At 66.6% G+C, this 21,584-nt stretch carries 22 protein-coding genes and 2 riboswitches; of the genes, 12 read left to right on the forward strand and 10 right to left on the reverse strand.

Annotation, left to right across the window (positions count from 1 at the left end):
* Positions 1-42: 42 nt before the first annotated feature.
* Positions 43-678, reverse strand: a complete 636-nt coding sequence (locus tag KF796_15955) for a CoA transferase subunit B (protein MBX3588128.1) — start codon at positions 676-678, stop codon at positions 43-45.
* Position 679: 1 nt separating this feature from the next.
* Positions 680-1,417 (reverse strand): CoA transferase subunit A, encoded by a 738-nt coding sequence (locus KF796_15960; protein MBX3588129.1) that lies wholly within the window; start codon positions 1,415-1,417, stop codon positions 680-682.
* 77 nt (positions 1,418-1,494) lie between these two features.
* Between KF796_15960 and KF796_15965 the strand changes: the two genes are divergently transcribed.
* On the forward strand, positions 1,495-2,040 hold the full coding sequence (locus KF796_15965) for a PAS and helix-turn-helix domain-containing protein (protein ID MBX3588130.1): 546 nt from the start codon (positions 1,495-1,497) through the stop codon (positions 2,038-2,040).
* 82 nt (positions 2,041-2,122) lie between these two features.
* On the opposite strand, the gene KF796_15970 is transcribed toward KF796_15965, so the two are convergent.
* The gene (locus KF796_15970; GenBank protein ID MBX3588131.1) at positions 2,123-2,473 is read right to left on the reverse strand and encodes a carboxymuconolactone decarboxylase family protein; all 351 of its coding nucleotides are present in this window, start codon (positions 2,471-2,473) and stop codon (positions 2,123-2,125) included.
* 87 nt (positions 2,474-2,560) lie between these two features.
* On the opposite strand from KF796_15970, the gene KF796_15975 reads away from it, so the two are divergent.
* Together KF796_15975 and KF796_15980 are read left to right on the forward strand one after the other, a co-directional pair.
* The gene (locus KF796_15975) at positions 2,561-3,145 is read left to right on the forward strand and encodes a peroxidase-related enzyme (protein ID MBX3588132.1); all 585 of its coding nucleotides are present in this window, start codon (positions 2,561-2,563) and stop codon (positions 3,143-3,145) included.
* Between the two features lie 136 nt (positions 3,146-3,281).
* A complete protein-coding gene (locus KF796_15980; protein MBX3588133.1) occupies positions 3,282-4,172 on the forward strand; it encodes a transglutaminase domain-containing protein in 891 nt (296 codons plus the stop codon).
* Positions 4,173-4,193: 21 nt separating this feature from the next.
* Here KF796_15980 and KF796_15985 read toward each other — a convergent pair whose 3' ends face one another.
* Genes KF796_15985 through KF796_15995 form a run of 3 tightly spaced genes read right to left on the reverse strand, consistent with a single transcriptional unit; the run spans position 4,194 to position 6,340 of the window.
* A complete protein-coding gene (locus KF796_15985) occupies positions 4,194-4,613 on the reverse strand; it encodes an acyl-CoA thioesterase (GenBank protein ID MBX3588134.1) in 420 nt (139 codons plus the stop codon).
* Positions 4,610-5,500, reverse strand: a complete 891-nt coding sequence (locus KF796_15990; protein ID MBX3588135.1) for a DMT family transporter — start codon at positions 5,498-5,500, stop codon at positions 4,610-4,612. The genes KF796_15985 and KF796_15990 overlap by 4 nt, the downstream gene beginning before the upstream one ends.
* Positions 5,501-5,557: 57 nt before the next feature.
* On the reverse strand, positions 5,558-6,340 hold the full coding sequence (locus tag KF796_15995; GenBank protein ID MBX3588136.1) for an SDR family oxidoreductase: 783 nt from the start codon (positions 6,338-6,340) through the stop codon (positions 5,558-5,560).
* Between the two features lie 133 nt (positions 6,341-6,473).
* Here KF796_15995 and KF796_16000 point away from each other — a divergent pair, with 133 nt between their 5' ends.
* The 9 genes from KF796_16000 (at position 6,474) to gcvP (ending at position 18,613) form a co-directional block, all read left to right on the forward strand.
* On the forward strand, positions 6,474-8,165 hold the full coding sequence (locus KF796_16000; protein MBX3588137.1) for an electron transfer flavoprotein-ubiquinone oxidoreductase: 1,692 nt from the start codon (positions 6,474-6,476) through the stop codon (positions 8,163-8,165).
* Between the two features lie 94 nt (positions 8,166-8,259).
* Entirely contained in the window at positions 8,260-9,573 is a 1,314-nt protein-coding gene (locus tag KF796_16005; protein ID MBX3588138.1) for a hypothetical protein, read from the forward strand.
* Positions 9,570-10,880, forward strand: coding sequence for a hypothetical protein (locus KF796_16010; protein ID MBX3588139.1), 1,311 nt, complete (start codon positions 9,570-9,572; stop codon positions 10,878-10,880). The genes KF796_16005 and KF796_16010 overlap by 4 nt, the downstream gene beginning before the upstream one ends.
* 107 nt (positions 10,881-10,987) lie before the next feature.
* Complete coding sequence (locus KF796_16015; GenBank protein MBX3588140.1) at positions 10,988-11,959, forward strand: TRAP transporter substrate-binding protein; 972 nt, start codon at positions 10,988-10,990, stop codon at positions 11,957-11,959.
* A gap of 90 nt (positions 11,960-12,049) precedes the next feature.
* Entirely contained in the window at positions 12,050-12,544 is a 495-nt protein-coding gene (locus KF796_16020) for a TRAP transporter small permease (protein MBX3588141.1), read from the forward strand.
* The gene (locus KF796_16025; GenBank protein ID MBX3588142.1) at positions 12,541-13,818 is read left to right on the forward strand and encodes a TRAP transporter large permease; all 1,278 of its coding nucleotides are present in this window, start codon (positions 12,541-12,543) and stop codon (positions 13,816-13,818) included. Before KF796_16020 ends, KF796_16025 begins: the two co-directional genes overlap by 4 nt.
* 20 nt (positions 13,819-13,838) lie before the next feature.
* Positions 13,839-13,929: riboswitch (glycine riboswitch) on the forward strand.
* 10 nt (positions 13,930-13,939) lie between these two features.
* Positions 13,940-14,042: riboswitch (glycine riboswitch) on the forward strand.
* A gap of 46 nt (positions 14,043-14,088) precedes the next feature.
* On the forward strand, positions 14,089-15,228 hold the full coding sequence (gene gcvT / locus KF796_16030) for a glycine cleavage system aminomethyltransferase GcvT (GenBank protein MBX3588143.1): 1,140 nt from the start codon (positions 14,089-14,091) through the stop codon (positions 15,226-15,228).
* Between the two features lie 49 nt (positions 15,229-15,277).
* Positions 15,278-15,655: a glycine cleavage system protein GcvH gene (gene gcvH, locus KF796_16035; protein ID MBX3588144.1), complete on the forward strand. Its 378-nt coding sequence runs from the start codon at positions 15,278-15,280 to the stop codon at positions 15,653-15,655.
* A gap of 12 nt (positions 15,656-15,667) precedes the next feature.
* Complete coding sequence (gcvP, locus tag KF796_16040; GenBank protein MBX3588145.1) at positions 15,668-18,613, forward strand: aminomethyl-transferring glycine dehydrogenase; 2,946 nt, start codon at positions 15,668-15,670, stop codon at positions 18,611-18,613.
* On the opposite strand, the gene KF796_16045 is transcribed toward gcvP, so the two are convergent.
* The 4 genes from KF796_16045 to KF796_16060 form a co-directional block, all read right to left on the reverse strand.
* Positions 18,600-19,451: an alpha/beta fold hydrolase gene (locus KF796_16045; protein ID MBX3588146.1), complete on the reverse strand. Its 852-nt coding sequence runs from the start codon at positions 19,449-19,451 to the stop codon at positions 18,600-18,602. The genes gcvP and KF796_16045 overlap by 14 nt on opposite strands.
* A gap of 7 nt (positions 19,452-19,458) precedes the next feature.
* Positions 19,459-20,115: a DsbA family oxidoreductase gene (locus KF796_16050; GenBank protein MBX3588147.1), complete on the reverse strand. Its 657-nt coding sequence runs from the start codon at positions 20,113-20,115 to the stop codon at positions 19,459-19,461.
* A gap of 146 nt (positions 20,116-20,261) precedes the next feature.
* Positions 20,262-20,705, reverse strand: a complete 444-nt coding sequence (locus KF796_16055) for a 3-dehydroquinate dehydratase (protein MBX3588148.1) — start codon at positions 20,703-20,705, stop codon at positions 20,262-20,264.
* Positions 20,702-21,478: an alpha/beta fold hydrolase gene (locus tag KF796_16060; GenBank protein ID MBX3588149.1), complete on the reverse strand. Its 777-nt coding sequence runs from the start codon at positions 21,476-21,478 to the stop codon at positions 20,702-20,704. The genes KF796_16055 and KF796_16060 overlap by 4 nt, the downstream gene beginning before the upstream one ends.
* Positions 21,479-21,584: the final 106 nt, after the last annotated feature.

The following is a 21,584-nucleotide window of genomic DNA, read 5'->3' on the forward strand; positions in this document are numbered from 1 at the left end:
AGCCGCCCGAAGGCGGCCTGTGCGGCAAGCCGTGGCAAGCGCTCAGTGCAGCTTGACGCCGGTCTTGGCCTGCACCTGCTCCAGGGTCACGCCAGGCGCCAGTTCGATCACTTTCAGCCCCTCGGGCGTCACGTCCATCACGGCCAGGTCGGTGATGATGCGGTCCACCACGCCCACGCCGGTCAGCGGCAGGGTGCACTGGGGCAGGATCTTCATGTCCTCGGTGCCGTCCTTCTTCTTCGCCACATGCTCCATGAGGATGATCACGCGCTTGACGCCAGCCACCAGGTCCATCGCGCCGCCCATGCCCTTGACCATCTTGCCCGGGATCATCCAGTTGGCCAGGTCGCCCTTCTCGCTGACCTGCATGGCGCCCAGGATGGACAGGTTGATCTTGCCGCCGCGGATCATGGCAAAGCTGTCGTGGCTGCCAAAGATGCTGCTGCCCTTGATGGTGGTCACGGTCTGCTTGCCCGCGTTGATCAGGTCGGCATCGACCTGGTCCTCGGTCGGGAACGGGCCAATGCCCAGCATGCCGTTCTCGGACTGCAGCCACACCTCCTTGTCGCCGGTGAAGTTGGCCACCAGCGTCGGGATGCCGATGCCCAGGTTGACGTAGAAACCGTCTTCGAGCTCTTGCGCGGCACGTGCCGCCATCTGGTCTTGGGTCCAAGGCATGTCAGGCTCCTGCTTTTTCGGTGGACGACGCGCGCTCGCGTGTCGTTTCGGTAATCGTGCGCTTTTCGATGCGCTTCTCGGGGTTGGCGTTCAGCACGATGCGGTGCACGTAGATGCCGGGCAGGTGCACCTGGTCGGGCACCATGTCGCCGGTCTCGACGATCTCTTCCACCTCGACCACACAGATCTTGCCGGCCATGGCCGCGGCCGGGTTGAAGTTGCGGGCGGTCAGATTGAACTGCAGGTTGCCGGACTTGTCGGCGCGCTGCGCCTTGACCAGCGACACCTCGGGCACCAGCGAGCGCTCCATCACATAGGTCTCGCCATCGAACTCGCGCAGTTCCTTGCCCTCGGCCACGATGGTGCCCACGCCGGTCTTGGTGAAGAAGGCCGGAATGCCGGCGCCCCCGGCGCGCAGCTTCTCGGCCAGCGTGCCCTGGGGGGTGAATTCCAGCTCGAGTTCGCCGGCCAGGTACTGGCGCTCGAACTCCTTGTTCTCGCCCACGTAGCTGGAGATCATGCGCTTGATCTGGCGCGTCTCCAGCAGCTTGCCAAGGCCGAAACCATCCACGCCGGCGTTGTTGGAGATCACGGTGAGGTTCTTGACGGCCGAATCACGCAGCGCGTCGATCAGCGCCTCGGGGATGCCGCACAGGCCGAAACCGCCGACCGCCATGAGCTGGCCGTCCTGGACGATGCCTTTGAGTGCTTCGGCGGCGGAAGGGTAGATTTTGTTCACGAAGGTCTCCTTCTGGAAGGTCAGTCCGCTACCATACTACTTAAAGAGTTACGTAGTTCCCCGTAAAGGAAAGCACCATGGACGTTGACTACAGCCTGGCCTTCAACCTCGCCCCGGTGGGCCTGGTGCTGTCGCGCAACCGCACGATGGTGGACTGCAACCAGCAGCTGTGCGAGATGTTCGGGGCCTCGCGCGAATTGCTGATCGGCCAGTCCTTCCAGGTGCTGTACCCCAGCGCCGACGAGTACGAGCGGCTGGGCGCGCGCATGGCGCCCATCCTCAACGCCAAGGGGCACTACGCCGACGACCGCATCATGAAGCGGGCCAACGGCGAGGTGTTCTGGTGCCATGTGACCGGCCGCGCGCTCAACCGGTCGGCGCCGCACGAGGCAGGCATCTGGGCCTTTGAAGACCTGAGCTCGCAGCGGCCGGTGCGCGCCGAACTCACCGCGCGCGAGCGCGAAGTGGCGGCGCGCCTGCTGGAAGGCATGACCAGCAAGGAAATCGGCAAGGCCCTGGCCATCAGCCACCGCACGGTGGAGATCTACCGCGCACGGCTCATGCGCAAGTACAAGGCCAGCACCACGGCCGACCTGGTGCACAAGCTCATGGCGGGGAGTTAATGCCCCCACGCTCCCCCGCTTCGCGTGGGTCGCTGCCCCCCGAGGGGGCCTTCGCGCCTTGGGGCGGCCCGGCGGCGCTCAATCAACCTTTCGGCGCGTCGATCACTTCCGATGCGGTGCGGAAGGCATCCACCGCGGCCGGGAAGCCGCAGTACACGCTGGCGTGCAGGAAGATCTCCTGCAGTTCCTGCGGTGTCACGCCGTTGTTCAGCGCGCCGCGCACGTGGATCTTGAGCTCATGCATCCTGCCCAGCGCCACCAGCATGGACACCGTGACGATGCTGCGGGTCTTCAGGTCGATGCCGTCGCGCTGCCAGGTGTTGCCCCAGGCGTGGCGGGTCACCAGGTCCTGCAGCGGGCGCGTGAAATCGGTGGCACGGTCCAGCGCGCCCTGCACATAGGCGTCGCCCAGTACGGCGCGGCGCGTGGCCATGCCCTTGTCGAAAATCGGGTCGTTCACGGGGAAGCTCCTTCTTGGTAGGCGACAAGGATAATCCCTTCACCACATCCAGGAGACACCATGAGCCGCTACCCAGCCCCCGACATCAACGACCTGCCCGAGGACATCAAGGCCAAGGTGCTGGAGGTCCAGGAAAAGGCCGGCTTCGTGCCCAATGTGTTCCTGGCGCTGGCGCGCCGGCCCGCCGAGTGGCGCGCCTTCTTTGCCTACCACGACGCGCTGATGACGCCCGAGACCGTGGGCCGCGAGAGCGGCCTGACCAAGGGCGACCGCGAGATGATCGTCACCACCACCAGCGCCGCCAACAACTGCCTGTACTGTGTCGTCGCGCATGGCGCCATCCTGCGCATCTACGAAAAGAAGCCCCTCGTGGCCGACCAGGTGGCCGTGAACTGGCGCAAGGCCGACATCACGCCGCGCCAGCGCGCGATGCTCGCGTTTGCCATGAAGGTCTGCGAGAAGTCCGACGAGATCGACGACGCCGACTTTGCCGCGCTGCACGCCCATGGCTTCAGCGACGAGGACGCCTGGGACATCGGCGCCATCACGGCCTTCTTCGGGCTGTCCAACCGGATGGCCAGCTTCTCGGGCATGCTGCCCAACCCGGAGTTCTACCTGATGGGTCGCGTGCCCAAGCAGAAGTAGGCTCCCGGCAGGTCATTTGCATACTTATCAGTTAATCCTTCGCCGCCATGGCGCAGGGCTTGCGGATTTTTCGGCCATTTCCGTCCAGGACTGAATCCGCTGGCCAGCCTCTTGCGTAAACGCTCCTTTGGAGCGCTTGCAAAAGAAGGAACCCATGTCGCTGGATTTTTCACCCCGCAAATCAGCGGCCACCCGACCCGACAGTGGTTTTGGCTCGTCCGGGCTCGGAGTGAGCTACCTCGGCACGCTGGAAGCCGATGACCCGGGCCGCTGGCTTGCCAACACGCCGCTGCTGCAATTTGACCTGCCCAAGATCCGCCTGCTGGCCACCCGCCTGACCCAGCTCAAGACCACGCCGCGCGACAAGGCACTGGCCTGCTTCAGCTACATCCGGTCGCTGCCGTTCGGCTGCATTGCGGACAGCACGGGCACCTCGGCCATGGCCGTGCTGCGCCATGGCAAGGGCGACTGCCACTCCAAGAGCACGCTGTTGCTCGCCCTGCTGCGCGCCGTGCGGATTCCCTCGCGCATGCGTTTTGTGACCCTGAAGCCCGACTTCCTCTACGGCATCATCGACACCGGCGGCCAGCCGCTGGAACACGCCTACACCGAAGTGCTGCTTGACGGCACCTGGCAGGCCGTGGACAGCTATGTGGTCGATGTGCGTCTCGCGGTGGCCGCCAAGTCGCGCCTGGCCATGGAAGGCCGCAAGCTCGGCTACGGCATGCATGTGGACGGCGCCATCACCTGGGACGGCCATGGCCACTCCTTTGGCCAGTTCACGGTGAACGACCCCGACAGCATGCCGCTGCACGACTGGGGCGCGTTTGACGACCCTTACCAGTTCTATTCATCGGTGCCGTACGTGAAAAGCCGCCTCAACTGGTCCACCCGCCTGAAATGGCTGGTGGGCGCCGGCGTGGTCAACCGCCGGGTCAACCAGTTGCGCGACAACCCGGGCCTCCCCGGCACCTCCCGGGCCGACGTGGCCGCACGCACGGCCCAGCGCGCCCGCAAGCCGGTCTGAGGCGGCAAGCGCCTGCGCAGCTCAGCTGATGTGGGCGCGCAGCCAGTCGGGCAGCGGCGCCGACTTCTGCGCAGGGAAATTGACCCAGATCGTGGTGGCGCCGCCCGCGGCGTAAATCACGCCCGGGTCGTCGCTGCGCTCCATCGTGCCCCAGGTCTCGAAGGTGCTGCGCCCCGGGTCGCTCGCATACATCTTCATGATCACCTCGCCCGGGTACTCCAGCTGCTTGTAGAAGTTGCAGAAGGCATTGACGATGACCGGGCCCTCGCCCGTCGGGTTCGGCGGGCAGCCAATCGAGCGCATCCACTCGATGCGGATGGTCTCCAGGTAACGGAAGTAGCTCGCGTTGTTGACATGGTTCATCGCGTCCATGTCGCCCCAGCGGATGGGGATGAGCATTTCGTGGACCAGCTTCTTCTGCTGCGGAATTTCAATCTTCATTGGTGCGCCTTGATGGAAGCGAGGATGCCCAGCGTGAACAGCACGCAGGCTGCGGCCTGCGCCAGCGTGGGCCAGCGGCCGTCCCAGGCAAACGAGTAAAACAGCGCAAACAGGGTTTCGCTGACGATGAGCTGTCCGCACAGGCTGGCTGGCAGGCGCTGGCTCGCGATGTTCCACAGGATGGTCGCGAGCCAGGCCGAGCCCACCCCGGTTGCTATGCAAAGAATAGCAAACAGTGGCCACTGGGCCTGGACTACAAGCACGTTTGCCTCTGAACCGGCGGCCAGCCAGAGCCCCAGGGCCCCCAGCCCCGTGGCCACGCCCAGCCAGTTGGCCCAGTCGGTCGCGTTGACCTCGGGGTGGCGCTTGAGCCAGGCGGAATTGAGAATCGCAAACGCCGTCCAGCTGGCCAGCGAGGCCGCCGCCAGCGCCACGCCGCGCCAGAAGTGCCCGGGCTGCGCGGCATCGCCACCCTGCTGCGCCCCCATCATCAGCGCCAGCGCCACCAGCGTGAGCAGCAGTCCCGGCACAAGGGCCGCCCAGCGCAGGTGCCCGGGCTTGCCCAGCAGCATCACCCAGACCGGAATGGTGCCGATGATCAGCGAGGGCACCTCGGTGCCCGCATCGCGGATGGCCAGCACCAGCAGCAGGTAATAGCCGCTGAAGCCCAGCAGGCTCATGCCCAGCGCCGCCAGCGCCTGCCGCGCCGTGGGCCGGCGGCGGCTGCGCCAGCCCGCGAGCATGACCAGCAGGGCCACCAGGCCATAGGCGGCAAAGCGCCCGGCCGTGAGGTCCACCGACGAATAGCCCGTGACCATGCGTGGCGCCACGAACACCAGTCCCCACAGCGCGCCGGCCGCCAGGCCGGCAAGAATGCCCGTCAGCATGGCTGCCGCCCCACCGCGGGAGCCGTGCACGAGGCGCACGAAGCGCCCGCGCCGCCCCTAGACGCCAAAGCCGTCGTCGGCCGCGATCACCGCGCCGTTGATGAAGTGGCTCTGCCCGCTGGCCAGCAGCACGATCAGTGCATCCAGGTCCTGGGGCTGGCCCACACGCTTGCGCGGCAGCATCTGGACCAGCTTCTGGCCCTGCTCGGTCTGCCAGTGGTGGTGGTTGATCTCGGTGTCGATGTAGCCGGGGCAGATGGCATTGACGTTGATGCCAAAACGGCCCCACTCCAGCGCCAGGGCCCTGGTCATCTGCACCACGGCCGCCTTGCTCATGCAGTACACGCCGATCTGGGGCAGCACCTTGAGCCCCGCCATGCTCGCGATGTTGATGATGCGCCCGCCCGTGTAGGTGCCGGGCGCGGCGCCCCGCGCGCGCGCCAGCATGCGCTTGCCGACCTCCTGCGCCACGAAGAACGCGCCCTTGACGTTGGTGTCGAAGATGAAGTCGTAGTCGTCCTCCTCCACGTCCTGGATGCGCTGGGTGGTGCTCACGCCCGAGTTGTTCACCAGGATGTCGATCGAGCCCACCTCGGTCTCGGCATGGGCCACCGCCGACTTGATGCTGTTGCGGTCGGTCACATCGAGTTCTGTCACATGGGCGTCACCGCCCTCGGCCTCGATCCGGGCGCGCAGGTCCTTGAGTTTTTCCACGCGGCGGCTGGCCAGCACCACGGCGGCACCCGCACGCGACAGGGTGAGGGCGAACTGCGCACCCAGGCCACTCGAGGCACCGGTAATGAAAGCCACGCGGCCCGAGAGGTCGATGCTGTATGCCACGTCAGAGTCTCCTGTCTAAACCAATTAGTACGATCGTTCGATTGTGCGGCCATGCCGCATAAAATGCAGTGGACCGTGGGGCCAGCGCGCAGCGGCCCGGCCCCAACCAAAATTCATTATCAGCGAGACCCTCATGACCCACGACGAGATACTGGCACAGTTCGGCCCCCGCGAAGCCATGGAATACGACGTGGTGGTGGTCGGTGGCGGCCCGGGCGGCCTGTCCACCGCGATCCGCCTCAAGCAACTGGCCGCCGAAAAGGGCACCGACATTTCCGTGGTGGTGCTTGAAAAGGGCTCCGAGCCCGGCGCCCACATCCTGTCAGGCGCCATCATGGACCCGCGCGCGCTGTACGAACTGATCCCCAACTGGAAGGAACTCGGCGCCCCGCTGAACCAGCCGGTGACCGATGACGCCTACGTCTTCCTGGGCGAAACCTCAGGCTTTCGCGTACCCAACGTCTTTCTGCCGCCCTTTGCGCAGAATCACGGCAACTACATCGTGAGCCTGGGCAACGTCACCAAGTGGCTGGGCGAGCAGGCCGAGGCACTGGGCGTGGAAATCTTCCCCGGCTTTCCCGCCGCCGAGGTGCTCTACAACGACGACGGGTCGGTCAAGGGCGTGGCCACCGGCAACCTGGGCGTGGGCAAGGACGGCGAGCCCACCGAAAACTTCCAGCTGGGCATGGAGCTGCACGCCAAGTACACCGTGTTTGCCGAAGGCGCGCGCGGCCACCTGGGCAAGCAACTGATCGCCAGGTTCAAGCTCGACGAAGGGCGCGACCCGCAAAGCTTTGGCATTGGCATCAAGGAACTGTGGGAGATCGACCCGAGCCGCCACACCCCGGGCTTCGTGATGCACACCGCCGGCTGGCCCATGGCGTCCGACACCTACGGTGGCGCCTTTCTGTACCACCTGGAGGACAACAAGGTCGCGCTCGGTTTTGTGGTGGGCCTGGGCTACACCAACCCCTACCTCAGCCCCTTTGAAGAGTTCCAGCGCTGGAAGACCCACCCCCGGGTGCGCTACTACTTCGAGAACGACAAGGGCGAGGTCACGGCCAAGCGCCTGTCGTATGGCGCCCGCGCCATCAATGCCAGCGGCATCAACGCCCTGCCCAAAACGGTGTTCCCGGGCGGTGCGCTGGTCGGCTGCAACGCGGGTTACCTCAACGTGGGCCGCATCAAGGGCAGCCATGCCGCCATCAAGAGCGGGATGCTGGCGGCCGAAGCCGCCTACGACGCCGTCGTCGCGGGCCGCCAGAACGACGAACTGGCCGCCTACCCCGCAGCCTTCGAGAAGAGCTGGCTGCACGCCGAACTGCAGAAGGACCGCAATTTCAAGAACTGGTTCAAGTACGGCCTGACCACCGCCACGCTGATGAACGGCTTTGAGCAGTTCGTGCTGCGCGGCCACATTCCCTGGACGCTGCGGCGCGACAAGCCCGACCACGCCTACCTCAAGCCGGCGGCCGAATGCCAGCCCATTGCCTACCCCAAGCCCGATGGCAAGCTGACCTTTGACAAGCTCTCGTCGGTGTTCATCTCCAACACCAACCACGAAGAGAACCAGCCGGCCCACCTGACGCTCAAGGATGCGTCGGTGCCCGTGAACATCAATCTCTCGAAGTACGCAGGTCCCGAGGCGCGCTACTGCCCCGCCGGCGTGTACGAATTCGTCAAAAGCGACGACAACACCGACCGGCTGCAGATCAACGCCCAGAACTGCGTGCACTGCAAGACCTGCGACATCAAGGACCCGACGCAGAACATCGTCTGGGTCACGCCCGAGGGCGGCGGCGGCCCCAACTACGTCGGCATGTAGCCTTGCGTTGGCGCCACAGGCCCCGGCGCGGTATCGCCCGCGAGGCCTTTGCGCTATAAAAGCCTCCTGAGCTTGACACCCTTGGGAGGTTTGTTTGGCAGCAGCGCGGCTCTACCAGCGCAAATGGGTCCTGATCAAACTGCCGATTGCGGTGGCGGCGGTCGCCGTCATGGCCTGGCTGTGGACCACCTGGCTGCCGCTGCCGCCGTCCACGATCACGCTGTCCGCGGGACGCGCGGACGGCGTCTACCACGCCTATGCGCGCCGCTACGCCGAGGCCTTTGCGCGGCAAGGCGTGACGCTGAAGGTGCTGGAATCCGAGGGTTCGCTGCAGAACCTGCAGCGCCTGCGCGGCCAGGCCTCGCCCCAGGCGGACCTGGCCTTCATGCAGGGCGGCATCGGCTACCCGCCCGCCGAACGCGACACGGGAGTCCGCATCCTCACCCTGTCCAGGGTGGATATCGAGCCGCTGTGGATTTTTTCGCGGCTCGCCTATGTTGACGGCATCCAGCAGTTCCAGGGATTGAGGGTCTCGCTGGGGCCGGCCGGCAGCGGCACGCGGCAGCTGGCCCTGGCGCTGCTGGACCAGGTGCGCCTGCTGCCACGTGACATCACCGACTCCGAACTGTCCGGCATGGCCGCGGTGGACGCCCTGCGGCAGGGAACGCTGGACGTGATGCTGATGGTGTCGGCCCCCGAGTCGCGGGTGGTCAGGACCCTGCTTTCCACGCCGGGCATCCACCTGGTGCAGCTGCGCCGCACCGCGGCGCTGACCGAGCGCCTGCCGTACCTGCAGACGCGGTTGCTGCCCCAGGGAACCCTGGACGGGGCACACCAGCCGGCGCGCGATGTGTCGGTGCTCACCACCTCGGCCAGCCTGGTGGCGCGGGCCGACCTGCACCCCGCACTGCAGCGCCTGGCCACCCATGTGGCCGGCGAGATTCATGCGCGCGGCGGCGTGTTCCATGAGCCCGGCGAGTTTCCCTCGCTCAAGCGCGTCGAGTTTCCGGCCTCGGAGGAGGCCCGCCGCACGCTGATCCACGGGCTGCCCTGGCTGGAGGAGCGGTTGCCGTTCTGGTGGGCGCAGATCGTGATGCGCCTGCTGGTGGTCTGCCTGCCGGTCGCGCTGCTGGCGTACTGGCTGGCGCGCATGCTGCCGGCCTACCTGCGCTGGCTGCTCGAAAGCCGCGTGACGCGCTGGTATGGCGAGCTCAAGTACATCGAGTACGACCTCACGCGCGACAGCCTTTCCGGTCTGGACCTGACCAAGTACCTCGACCGGCTCAACAGCATCGAGCGGCGCATGGCGGACTTTGTCACGCCGGCCTACCTCATGCCCCGCTGGTTCACGCTGCGCCAGCACATTGATTTTGTGCGCATGGGCATCTTCCGCAGGCGGGGCCGATGAGGGTGGTCCTGCTGTACCGGCGTCGCTGGGGCCTGTTCTACGTGCCGGTGCTGGCTGCCGCGGTCGCCGTGGTGATGCTCGCGTCGCGCTGGTGGTTCCCGCTGCCGCCGCGCGCGCTCACCCTGGCCGCCGGTGAACCCCAGGGCAGCCACGCCCGGCTGGCGGAACGCTACCGCGACGAACTCGGGCGCCGCGGCATCGCCGTGGACGTGGTCTACAGCCCCGATGGCGGGCCTTCGCCCCTCATGCGGCTGGCCGATCCGCGCGACCCGGTGCAGGCCGGCTTTGCCTCGGGCCTGCTGGCCGACCGCGGACCCGAGGTGCCTGTGCAGGCCCTGGCGGTGGTGGGCAAGCAGCCGCTTTGGGTCTTTACCCACGTGGCCGGCCTGCCCGGCGTGGCTTCGTTGCGCGGCATGCGGGTGGCCGCCGGCCGGCCCGGCAGCCCGGTGCGCCAGGTGGCGACGCTGCTGCTGGCGCAGGCCCAGGTCAAGGAGGGCGAGGTGAGCTGGGAGCCCGACCGCCCGCCGCTGGCCATGGCGAACGAGCTGCTGGAGAACCGGGTCGACGCGATGTTCCTGATCGGCAGCAGCGACGCCCCCGCGGTGCGCGTGCTCACCCGGTCGCCGGGTGTGTTCATGCTGGGGGTGGAGCGCGCCAACGCCCTTGCGGCGCGTGAGCCCCGGCTGCGCGCCTTCGTGCTGCCACAGGGCACCATCGAGCTGCGCGGTGACGTGCCGCCACGCGACCTGACGCTGCTGTACACCAACACCCACCTGCTGGTGCGCCACACGCTGCACCCGGCGCTGCAGCGTGCCTTGCTGGACGCGGCCGGCGTCATCCACGCCAGCCCCGGCTTTCTCCAGCGCCAGTCTGAATACCCCGAGTTCCAGGGCAGCGATTTCCCGCTGTCGCCCCATGCGCAGCGCCATGCACATGGCTACCAGCCCTGGCTCGAAGCCGCCCTACCCTACTGGTGGGCCCAGCTGGCCGAACTGCTGCTGTACGTGGTGCTGCCCGTGCTGCTGCTGACCGCGGCGGCGCTGCTGTGGATTCCCCAGCTCTTCAGCCTGCGCGTGAATGCGGTGCTCTCGCACTACTACGGCGAACTCAAGTTCCTGGAAAACGACATGGCCACCCTGGCGACCGACAACCCCATGGCCCTGCGCGACCTGCTGAACCAGCTCGACACCATGGAACAGGAGGTGGCCTCGCTGGACCTGCCAGACCGCTTTGCCGACCGCTGGTACACCCTGCGCGAGCATCTGGGCGCGGCCCGCGAGCGCCTGCTCAAGCTGCGCGCCCGCTGAAGCGCCGCGTGCCGGCGCAGCCGTAGCCCGAAAGTTGTATGACAACTTTACGGCGATCTGGCAAAATCCGGGCTCGCGGATTTCACAACACACCCGGAGACAAATTCATGAAACTTTCCAGACTGGTTTTCGCCCTGACGCTCGCCGCCGGCTTTGTCGCCAGCGCCGCTGCCCAGACCACCATGCGCATCAGCATCTCGGTGGCCCAGAATTCCCACCAGGGCGTGGCCATCGACACCTTTGCCAAAGAGGTGGAGAAGCGCACCGGCGGACGCTACAAGATCCAGACCTTCTACAGCGGCTCGCTGGGCGGAGAGCGCGAATCGATCGAGGCCGTTCAGCTGGGCACCCAGGCCCTGGCGTTCAGCTCCACGGGCCCGGTGCCCAACTTCGTGCCCGAGACCAAGATCCTGGACGTGCCCTTCCTGTTCCGTGACAAGGCCCATGCCCGCGCCGTGCTCGACGGCCCCATCGGCCAGGACCTGCTGGCCAAGTTCGATGCCAAGGGCTTCAAGGCGCTGGCCTGGGCCGAGAACGGCTTCCGCCACATGACCAACAGCAAGCGCGACGTCAAGGCCCCCGAAGACCTCAAGGGCCTGAAGATGCGCACCATGGAGAACCCCGTGCACATTGCCGCCTACAAGGGCTTTGGCATCGTGACCACGCCCATGGCGTTCCCCGAAGTGTTCACGGCCCTGCAGCAGGGCACGGTGGACGGCCAGGAGAATCCGCTGTCGGTGATCATCGCCGCCAAGTTCGACCAGGTGCAAAAGCACCTGTCGCTGACCGGCCATGTGTACTCCCCCGCCATCTTCCTGATGAACAAGGCCGAGTTTGACAAGCTCAGCGCCGCCGACAAGCAAAGCTTCATTGACGCCGCCAAGGAAGGCGCCAAGGCCAACCGCGCCCGCGTGGACGAGGACGATGCCAAGGGCGTGGCCGACCTGCGCGCCAAGGGCATGACCGTGATCGACAACGTCGACAAGGCCAAATTCGTTGCCGCGCTGGCCCCGGTGAACGCCGAGTTCGAGAAGCAGTTTGGCAAGGCCAACCTCGACAAGATCCGCAACTACAAGTAATCGCTACTTTTTTGATAGCGGGCAGCGCCCGCAGCTTGCGGGCTGCGGGCGTTTTTCCTCTACAGTGGTGGATAGAACCGGAGCAAAGCAATGAAACAGGCCTTCTTGAGGCTGGAACACGGGGCCACCCTGTTCACCATGCTGGCCGCGTGCGCAATGCTGGTGCTGGCCGCGGGACTGGGCATGTTCCAGATCATCATGCGGTTCGTGCTGGAGCAGCCGGCCGAATGGACCGAAGTGCTGATCCGCTTCAGCCTGATCTGGATGGTGTTCATGGGCATCCCAACGGCCTTTCGCCAGGGGGCGATGGTCAGCGTGGACGTGCTGTACCGCTGGAGCCCGCCGGGCATGCGGCGCGTGCTTGATTTCGTGGTCTGCCTGGCCGCGCTGGCGCTGATCGGCGTGATCTTCTGGTGGGGCTGGGACTACGCCGTGCGCGGGCGGGTGCAGACCATGATCGGGCTCGAAAGCGTCTCGATGTTCTGGGCCTACCTGGCCATGCCCGTGGGGGCCGTGTTCAGCGCGCTGGGCATCGTGGGCAACCTGCTGGACCCGCAGCGCATGGAACTGGAGACCGCCCAATGACGGCCGTGATGATTTCCACCATGGTGCTGTGCTTTGCACTCACCGTGTCGGTGGCCGTGTCCATTGGACTGTCCGCGGTGCTGGGCATCCAGGTGGCCAATGCCCACATGCTGATCTCCGTCAAGGAGATGTTCAACTCCATCAACAAGTTTCCGCTGGCCGCCATTCCCTTCTTCATCCTGGCCGGCAACCTCATGGAAACCGGCGGCATCTCGCGCCGCCTGGTCGAATTTGCCAAGAGCGTGGTGGGCGGCGTGCAGGGCGGCCTGCCCATGACCTGCGTGCTCACCTGCATGATCTTTGCAGCGGTGTCGGGCTCGTCGGTGGCCACCACCTTCGCAATTGGCGCCATCCTGATCCCCGCGCTCATCAAGCACGGCTACCCTGTCACCTACGCCGCCGCGCTGCAGGCCACCAGCGCCGAACTGGGCGTGATCATCCCGCCGTCCATCCCGCTGATCCTGTACGGCGTGAGCGCCGAGGTGTCGATCGGTGAACTGTTCATTGCGGGCTTTGGGCCCGGCCTGCTGATCGGCGGTGCGCTGATGCTGTTTGTCTACCTGTACTGCAAGTGGAAGGGCTGGGGCAAGGCCGACGGCGATGGCCGCCTGGGCCTGGGCCGTGCCACGCTGCAGGCCGGCTGGGCCCTGCTGATGCCGTTGATCATTCTGGGCGGCATTTATGGCGGCGTGTTCACGCCCACCGAGGCATCGGCCGTGGCGGTGTTCTATGCGCTGATCGTGGGCGTGGTGATCTATCGCGAAATCCGCCTCAAGGACCTGTACCCCATCCTGCGCAAATCGGTGCTGTCGTCGGCCGTGATCATGTTCATCATTGCCAATGCCGGGCTGTTTGCCTTTTTGATCACGCGCGCCGGCGTGCCCGACGCGATCGGCCGCTGGCTGGAGGCCGTGCTGCAAAGCCCGGCGCTGTTCCTGCTGGGCGTGAACGCCGCGCTGTTCTTCATTGGCATGTTCATCGAGACCAGCGCCGCCATCATCGTGCTGGCGCCCATCCTGGCGCCGGTGGCCCAGCACTTTGGGGTGGACCCGGTGCACTTTGGCCTGATCATGGTGGTCAACCTCGCGCTGGGCATGATCACCCCGCCCTTTGGCGTCAACCTGTTCGCCGCCTGCACCGTGGCCAAGGTGTCGCTGGACCGCATCGTGGGGCACCTGATCCCGTTCGTGCTGGTGATCCTGGCCTGCCTGATGGTCATCACCTACGTGCCGTCACTGTCGCTCACGCTGCGCGACCTGGTTTACGCCCGGTAGAGCCCAACCGCGCGGTAGAATCCACCCAGTCAGGAGAGAGCCTCCCCAGGGGAGGCCGCCGAAGGCGCAGGGTCCCCCCGAACGCTCAGGCAAAAGGACTGACGAAGCGCCTCGCAAGAGGCGTTTCCTTGCTGGAGAGAGGCCGCCCCAGGGTGGCCCACCGAAGGAGCAAACGCCACATCGCTGGCGCGAATCTCTCAGGTAAAGCGGACAGCAGGGGCAGCCCATGGCGCCAGCCGTGGATTCCCTCTTTGCCCCGGAGACTGCCGCTTGTCTGCCACTGCCCAGGATCTTCTCAAAACCCCGCTGCACGCCCTGCATGTGGAACTTGGCGCCCGCATGGTGCCCTTTGCCGGCTACAGCATGCCGGTGCAGTACCCGGCCGGCCTGATGGCCGAGCACCACCACACGCGCCAGGCCGCCGGCCTGTTTGACGTCTCGCACATGGGACAGCTCAAGCTGCTGGGGCCCGACGCCGCCGCCGCCTTCGAAACCCTGATGCCCGTGGACGTGCAGGGCCTGGGCTACGACAACGGCGTCTGCAGGCAGCGCTACGGCCTGTTGCTGACCGAAGAGGGCACCATCATCGACGACCTGATGTTCGTCAACCGGGGCGAGGACATTTTCGTGATCGTCAATGGCGCCTGCAAGGCCGGTGACATCGCCCACATCCAGGCCCGCATCGGCAGCCGCTGCACCGTGCTGCCCCTGCCCGACCGCGCGCTGCTGGCGCTGCAGGGTCCGCAGGCCGTCAGCGCGCTGTCGCGGCTGCTGACCGGCGTGGACAAGCTGGTCTTCATGACTGGCGGGCATTTCATCTGGGAAGGCGCGGACCTGTTCATCACCCGCAGCGGCTACACCGGCGAAGACGGGTTTGAAATATCGGTCCCCGCCAGCCATGCCGAGGCGCTGGCGCGCGCGCTGCTGGCCCAACCCGAGGTCAAGCCCGTGGGCCTGGGCGCGCGCAACTCGCTGCGGCTGGAGGCCGGCCTGTGCCTGTACGGCAACGACATCGACACCACCACCACCCCCGTGGAAGCCGGCCTGACCTGGGCCATCCAGAAGGTGCGGCGCAGCGGCGGCGCGCGTGAAGGGGGCTTCCCGGGCGCGGCGCGCGTGCTGGCGCAGCTGCAGGGCGAAGGCCTCGCGCGCAAGCGGGTCGGCCTGGTGGCGCTGGAGCGCATCCCGGTGCGTGACCACACCGAGCTGCAGGACGCCAGCGGCCAGCGCATCGGCGAAGTCACCAGCGGCCTGCTGGGGCCCACCCTCGACAAGCCGGTGGCCATGGGCTACGTGGACGCCGCCCAGGCGGCGACCGGCACACGGGTGAATGCCATGGTGCGCGGCAAGGCCGTGCCCATGGAAGTCAGCGCCATGCCCTTTGTACCGACACGCTACTACCGCGGTTGAGTTCGCCGCGGTTAAATTCCCAGTTCAATTCTTCAATCAGGAGCACGCCATGACCATGAAATACACGCAGGACCACGAATGGATCCAGCTGGAAGACCACGAGGCCGCCACGGTGGGCATCACGCTGCACGCGCAGGACGCGCTGGGCGATGTGGTGTTTGTCGAACTGCCCGAAGTCGGTCGCGTCTATGCCAAGGGTGAGGTTGCGGGCGTGGTCGAGTCGGTCAAGGCCGCCGCCGACGTCTACATGCCCATCGCCGGCGAAGTGACCGAAGTCAACGAAGCCCTGCGCGCCGACCCCTCTCTGGCCAACACCGACCCGCTGGGCAATGGCTGGTTCTTCACCATCCTGATCAAGGACATGGCCGAGTTTGACGCCCTGATGGACGAGCCCGGCTACATCAAGTTCACCCAAGAGAACTCCTGAGAAAGCGCCACCATGCTGATGTCATCTGCGCGCCCGCTGGGCGAGCTGGAGAACCCGTCCGAATTTGTTGCCCGCCACATCGGCATTGGCCAAGCCGATGAAGCGCACATGCTCTCGGTCATCGGCGAGGTCTCGCGCCGCGCGCTGATCGATGGCATCGTGCCGCGCTCGATCGCACGCAGCCAGGCCATGAAGATTCCGGCGGCCATCACCGAGGCCGCAGCGCTTGACGAGCTGCGGACCATGGCGGGCAAGAACCAGGTCTTCAAGAGCTTCATCGGCCAGGGCTACCACGGCACCCACACGCCGGGGGTCATCCTGCGCAACATCCTGGAGAACCCGGCCTGGTACACGGCCTACACGCCCTACCAGGCGGAGATTTCCCAGGGCCGCATGGAGGCGCTGGTCAATTTCCAGACCATGGTCTGCGATCTGACGGGCATGCCCATCGCCAACGCGTCCATGCTCGACGAAGCCACCGCCGCTGCCGAGGCGATGACGCTGGCCAAGCGCAGCGTGAAGAGCAGGAGCAACCGCTTCGTGGTGGGTGGCGATGCGCACCCGCAGACCATCGAGGTGGTGCGCACGCGCGCGGCACCTCTGGGCATTGAAGTGGTGGTTGCCAATTCGGCGAAGGAATGGGAAGACGCGATGGCGGGCGACTTCTTCGCCGCGCTCATCCAGTACCCCGCCAGCAGCGGCTGGCTCCACGACTGGAGACCCGAGGTCGAGCGCATCCACGCCAGGCAGGCCGCCGCCATCTTCGCGGCTGATCTGCTGGCCCTCACCTTGCTGGTGCCGCCCGGCGAGATGGGCGCCGACATCGTGGTGGGCACCACCCAGCGTTTCGGCATGCCCATGGGCGCCGGCGGCCCGCACGCGGCCTACATGGCCTGCCGCGACGAGTTCAAGCGCTCGCTGCCCGGCCGGCTGGTGGGCGTGAGCGTGGATGCGCATGGCAACCCGGCCTACCGGCTGGCACTGCAGACCCGCGAGCAGCACATCCGCCGCGAGAAAGCCACGTCCAACATCTGCACGGCGCAGGTGCTGCCTGCCGTGGTGGCCAGCATGTACGCCGTCTACCATGGCCCGCAAGGCCTCAAGCGCATCGCGCAGCGCGTGGCCAGCTACACGGCCATCCTGGCCGCGGGCCTGGAGCAGTTGGGCTGGTCGCGCACGCAGATGCACCACCAGACGGCCTTCGACACGCTGGCCTACAAAACCGGCGATGCTACTGATTCGATAGCAGCACGTGCCCACTCCATGCGGACCAACCTGCGAAAAGCCTGGGACGAATACACCTGCATCTCGCTGGACGAAACCACCCGCCGCGAGGACGTGGAGCTGATCTGGAAGATTTTCGCCAAGGAAGGCCAGCCGCAGCCCAGCTTCGCCGCGTACGAGAAAGGCATCGAGCCGCTGATCCCCACCGAACTGCGCCGCACCAGCAGCTTCCTCACGCATCCGGTGTTCAACACCCACCACAGCGAAACCGGCATGCTGCGCTACATCCGGGCGCTCAGCGACAAGGACCTGGCGCTGGACCGCAGCATGATCCCCCTGGGCAGCTGCACCATGAAGCTCAACGCCACCAGCGAGATGATCCCCATCACCTGGCCGGAGTTCGCCCACATCCACCCGTTCGCGCCAGCCGACCAGCTGCAGGGCTATGCCGAGCTCGACGAGCAACTGCGCGCCTGGCTGTGCCAGGCCACGGGCTACGCCGGCATCAGCCTGCAGCCCAACGCGGGCAGCCAGGGCGAATACGCAGGCCTGCTGGCGATCAAGGCCTTCCACGAGAGCCAGGGCCAGGCGCACCGCAACATCTGCCTGATTCCCTCGTCGGCCCACGGCACCAACCCGGCCAGCGCGCAGATGGTGGGCATGCAGGTGGTCGTGACCCGGTGCGACGACAACGGCAACGTGGACATGGCGGACCTGAAGGCGAAGTGCGAACAGCACAGCGCCAACCTGGCCTGCGTGATGATCACCTACCCCAGCACCCACGGCGTGTTCGAGATGCAGGTCAAGGAGCTGTGCGCGCTGGTGCACCAGCACGGCGGCCGCGTCTACGTGGACGGTGCCAACATGAACGCGCTGGTGGGCGTGGCCGCGCCCGGCGAGTTCGGCGGCGACGTGAGCCACCTGAACCTGCACAAGACCTTCTGCATCCCGCACGGCGGCGGCGGCCCCGGCGTGGGCCCGGTCTGCGTGGTGGCGGACCTCGTGCCGTTTTTGCCGGGGCACATTCATTCCGTTCAGGCTGAGCCTGTCGAAGCCCTTCGACAGGCTCAGCCCGAACGGGCGGGCGTGGGCGCCATCTCGGCGGCCCCGCTGGGCAACGCCGCGGTGCTGCCGATCAGCTGGATGTACTGCCGCATGATGGGCGCCGAGGGCCTGAAGCAGGCCACCGAAGTCGCGATCCTCAGCGCCAACTACATCAGCGCGCGGCTCAAGGACCACTATCCCACGCTCTACGCCAGCGCGAACGGCCACGTGGCCCACGAGTGCATCCTGGACCTGCGCCCGCTCAAGGAGACCAGCGGCGTCACCGCCGAAGATGTGGCCAAGCGCCTGATCGACCATGGCTTTCATGCCCCCACGCTGAGCTTCCCTGTGGCCGGCACACTGATGGTGGAGCCCACCGAAAGCGAGACGCTGGACGAGCTCGACCGCTTCATCGACGCGATGATCGCGATCCGCGAGGAGATCCGCCGCGTGGAGCGCGGCGAGTGGCCGCGTGAAGACAATCCGCTCAAGCATGCGCCGCACACCGCGACTGCCCTGCTCAAGGGGGATTGGCCCCACGCCTATTCACGTGAAGTCGGGGCCGCCGTGCTGGATGCCACGCGCCATGCCAAATACTGGCCCCCCGTGGGCCGCGTGGACAACGTCTACGGTGACCGCAACCTGTTCTGCAGCTGCGTGCCGGTCAGCGATCTGGTCAGCGAGCACTGAGGGCCGCAATCAGCGCCGCGTCGAACAGCTCAGGCTGTTCGAACTGGACCCAGTGGCCCGCGCCGGGCAGCAGGGTCAGGCCGCGGAAATCAGGCGCGGCGCGCAAGGCCGGCTCCACTTCGGACATACGGCCCTGATAGAGCGCGTCTTCGGCACCATAGATCGCCCAGACCGGGCACGGCACATGGGCCAGCGCGCGCACCAGCGCATCGGTAAAAGCCAGGCTGCGGCCCTTCATGCGGTCGCGCACCACATTGGCCTTGTGCACTTCAAGCGCCAGCGTGTCGATGGATTCGGGCCAGAACAGCATCAGGGCAGCCAGATTGCTGCGATGAATGGCATCGCGCTGGGCCTCGTCTTCAATGTGCCGCCACGGGGTCAGGGACACCATGCGCCGGCTCGCCAGCCCCAGGCCGGGCGCCCCGATCACCACCAGCCGCCGCACGCGTTGCGGGTAGCGCGCGGCCAGCAGGCCGGCAGTCATGCCGCCAAACGAGAAGCCCGCCATGTCGCAGGGGTCGTTGCCAATCAGCGCCTGCAGGCCCGCTTCCAGCGGCTGCGGCAGCACATCGGCATCGCTGCCCCCCGGTGGCTGGGCTGAGTCGCCAAAGCCTGGCAGGTCCGGCGCCAGCACGCGGCGCCCCGTTGCCGCCAGGGCTTCCACGTTGCGGATCCAGTGGGTCCAGCTGCCGCTGCCGCCATGCAGCAGGACCAGCGGCTCGCCATGGCCCCAGCTGTGCCAGACCAGTTCGCCGTCCCCACAGGGGGTGGTCAGGCGTGTCGCCGCGGCGAGCACGCGCTGGATGCCGGGGAACAACGCCGGGGCGCTGGCGGTCATGCGGCCGTCAGACCTCACCCGCGGCGATCTGGCGGATGGCCTGTTCAAACACCTCGACCGGTTGCCCGCCCGAGATCAGGTGCTTGTTGTTGAAGATGATGGCGGGCACCGAATGGATGCCGGCGCTCAGGTAGTGCTGCTCCTGGGCCCGGACGTCGGCCGCGAACTCGTCGCTGGCCAGGATCTCGCGGGCGCGCGCGCCGTCCAGGCCGGCGGCCTCGGCCGCGCGCACCAGCACCTCGTGCGACTCGGGCGCCTCGCCATCGGTGAAATAGGCCTTCAGCAGGTTCTTCTTCAGCGCGTGCTGGCGGCCTTCTCCCTGGCCTTCGGCCCAATGCAGCAGGCGGTGGGCGTCAAAGGTGTTGTAGACGCGGCCGCGCCCCTCCTTGCGGAAGGTGAAGCCCAGCGCTTCGCCCCGCAGGCGGATGTTTTCACGGATCTGCTCCTGCTGGGCCGGCGTGGAGCCGTATTTCTGGGTCAGGTGCTCGGTGATGTCCTGGCCGCCTGGGGCCATGCCGGGGTTGAGCTCGAAGGGCTGGAAGTGCAACTCGGCCTTGACCTCGCCCTGGACGCGGTCGAGTGCCTGTTCGAGCGCGCTCAGGCCAATGGCGCACCATGGGCAGGAGACATCGGAAACAAAATCGATTTTCAGGGGAGTGGTCATGCGCGGGCCTCGCTGAGCAGCGCCGGCGGATCACTCGCCGGCCAAAGGGAACATCCTATGCTAACGGCCTTCCGATGACCTTGCACAAGCCACGCCGGGCCTGGCCCGCCCCCAGGGCCCGGCTCAGCGGCGCCGGTTGCCGGGGCTCAGAGCGCCGCCAGCGCGGCAATGGCCAGCGGGTAGCCCTGTACCCCAAAGCCGGCCATCACGGCCCGGGCTGCCGGCGAGATGTAGCTGTGATGGCGAAACGCCTCGCGCGCATGCACGTTGCTGATGTGCAGTTCGATCAGGGTCACGCCGGTACCCTTGATGGCGTCGTGCAGCGCCACGCTGGTGTGGGTGTAGGCCCCGGCGTTGAGAATCACGCCCACCGCGGTTCCGCCTGCCTGGGCCTGACCGGCCTCCTGGATCCAGTCCACCAGCACCCCTTCATGGTTGGTCTGGCGAAAGTCGAGCCTGAAGCCATGCACGGCGCAGGCATCGGCGCACAGCCGCTGGACGTCGGCCAGCGTTTGCGCGCCATAGACAGCGGGCTCGCGCGTGCCCAGCAGGTTCAGGTTGGGCCCGTTGAGGACGAAGGCGGTTTTCATCGGGATTTGAGCTCTTTGAGGAATTCGTGCACGAGCGTAGCAAATTCAACCGGCCGCTCGACCGCGCTCATGCGCCCGGTGTCCAGCGTGCGCAGGTCGGCGCCGGAGATGCTGCGGCACAGCGCCTCGGCGGTCTGCACCGAGATGCTGTCGTCCTGCGTTCCGGCCACCACCAGGGTGGGGCATCCGATCAGGGGGTTGCTGCTGCCGAAATCCACTTCCAGCATGGCCTCGCAACTGGCCACGTAGACGCTGGGATGGGTCGCCACCAGAGCGGCGCGCAGGCGGGCTGCCTTGGCGGCGCCGTCCGGGGTGGCGATGAAGGCCGGTGAGAACCAGTGCTTCATGGCTTCGTCGGCCACGGCCTCCATTCCCTGTTCCAGGGCCACCTGGGCCCGCGCCGTCAGGCGGGCACGGATGCTGTCATCAAAATAACTGGCGGAATTGGCCATCACGATGCAGCTCACCAGGTGCGGGTAGCGCACCGCCAGTTGCTGCCCGGTCATGCCGCCCATCACCAGCCCGACAAAGGTGACCGGGCCTTCCGAGTGCTCCTCGATCAGGGCGGCGGCGTCGTCGGCGAAAACCTCCATGGAATAGGGCCCGCGCAGTTGCTCCGAGCGTCCATGGCCGCGGTGGTCGTAACGCAGCACGGTGTAGCGCTTTTGAAGCAGGCTGGCCACGTCGTCCCACATCGTCAGGTCACAGCCCAGCGCATGGCTCAGCACGATGGTCGGTCCCTTGCCCTGCTTGACGAAGTTCAGTTGCGGCATGAATTCTTTTCCCTGACTTTGTTGCCCCTCGCGCATTGTGCCGCCAGATGCGGGCCCTGCCGATGAGGTTTGTGCGAATGGCGCTGCAGCTGTGGTCTGCCTGCCG

It is taken from the genome of Ramlibacter sp. (assembly GCA_019635435.1).
Taxonomy (GTDB): Bacteria; Pseudomonadota; Gammaproteobacteria; order Burkholderiales; family Burkholderiaceae_C; genus JAHBZM01.

Excerpts from the sequence above, each read along its gene's own strand:
- KF796_15955 (MBX3588128.1), bottom strand. The coding sequence starts at position 678 with ATGCCTTGGACCCAAGACCAGATGGCGGCACGTGCCGCGCAAGAGCTC.
- KF796_15965 (MBX3588130.1), top strand. The coding sequence starts at position 1,495 with ATGGACGTTGACTACAGCCTGGCCTTCAACCTCGCCCCGGTGGGCCTG.
- KF796_15970 (MBX3588131.1), bottom strand. The coding sequence starts at position 2,473 with ATGGCCACGCGCCGCGCCGTACTGGGCGACGCCTATGTGCAGGGCGCG.
- KF796_15975 (MBX3588132.1), top strand. The coding sequence starts at position 2,561 with ATGAGCCGCTACCCAGCCCCCGACATCAACGACCTGCCCGAGGACATC.
- KF796_15985 (MBX3588134.1), bottom strand. The coding sequence starts at position 4,613 with ATGAAGATTGAAATTCCGCAGCAGAAGAAGCTGGTCCACGAAATGCTC.
- KF796_15990 (MBX3588135.1), bottom strand. The coding sequence starts at position 5,500 with ATGCTGACGGGCATTCTTGCCGGCCTGGCGGCCGGCGCGCTGTGGGGA.
- KF796_16000 (MBX3588137.1), top strand. The coding sequence starts at position 6,474 with ATGACCCACGACGAGATACTGGCACAGTTCGGCCCCCGCGAAGCCATG.
- KF796_16010 (MBX3588139.1), top strand. The coding sequence starts at position 9,570 with ATGAGGGTGGTCCTGCTGTACCGGCGTCGCTGGGGCCTGTTCTACGTG.
- KF796_16015 (MBX3588140.1), top strand. The coding sequence starts at position 10,988 with ATGAAACTTTCCAGACTGGTTTTCGCCCTGACGCTCGCCGCCGGCTTT.
- KF796_16020 (MBX3588141.1), top strand. The coding sequence starts at position 12,050 with ATGAAACAGGCCTTCTTGAGGCTGGAACACGGGGCCACCCTGTTCACC.
- KF796_16025 (MBX3588142.1), top strand. The coding sequence starts at position 12,541 with ATGACGGCCGTGATGATTTCCACCATGGTGCTGTGCTTTGCACTCACC.
- gcvH (MBX3588144.1), top strand. The coding sequence starts at position 15,278 with ATGACCATGAAATACACGCAGGACCACGAATGGATCCAGCTGGAAGAC.
- gcvP (MBX3588145.1), top strand. The coding sequence starts at position 15,668 with ATGCTGATGTCATCTGCGCGCCCGCTGGGCGAGCTGGAGAACCCGTCC.
- KF796_16045 (MBX3588146.1), bottom strand. The coding sequence starts at position 19,451 with ATGACCGCCAGCGCCCCGGCGTTGTTCCCCGGCATCCAGCGCGTGCTC.
- KF796_16050 (MBX3588147.1), bottom strand. The coding sequence starts at position 20,115 with ATGACCACTCCCCTGAAAATCGATTTTGTTTCCGATGTCTCCTGCCCA.
- KF796_16055 (MBX3588148.1), bottom strand. The coding sequence starts at position 20,705 with ATGAAAACCGCCTTCGTCCTCAACGGGCCCAACCTGAACCTGCTGGGC.
- KF796_16060 (MBX3588149.1), bottom strand. The coding sequence starts at position 21,478 with ATGCCGCAACTGAACTTCGTCAAGCAGGGCAAGGGACCGACCATCGTG.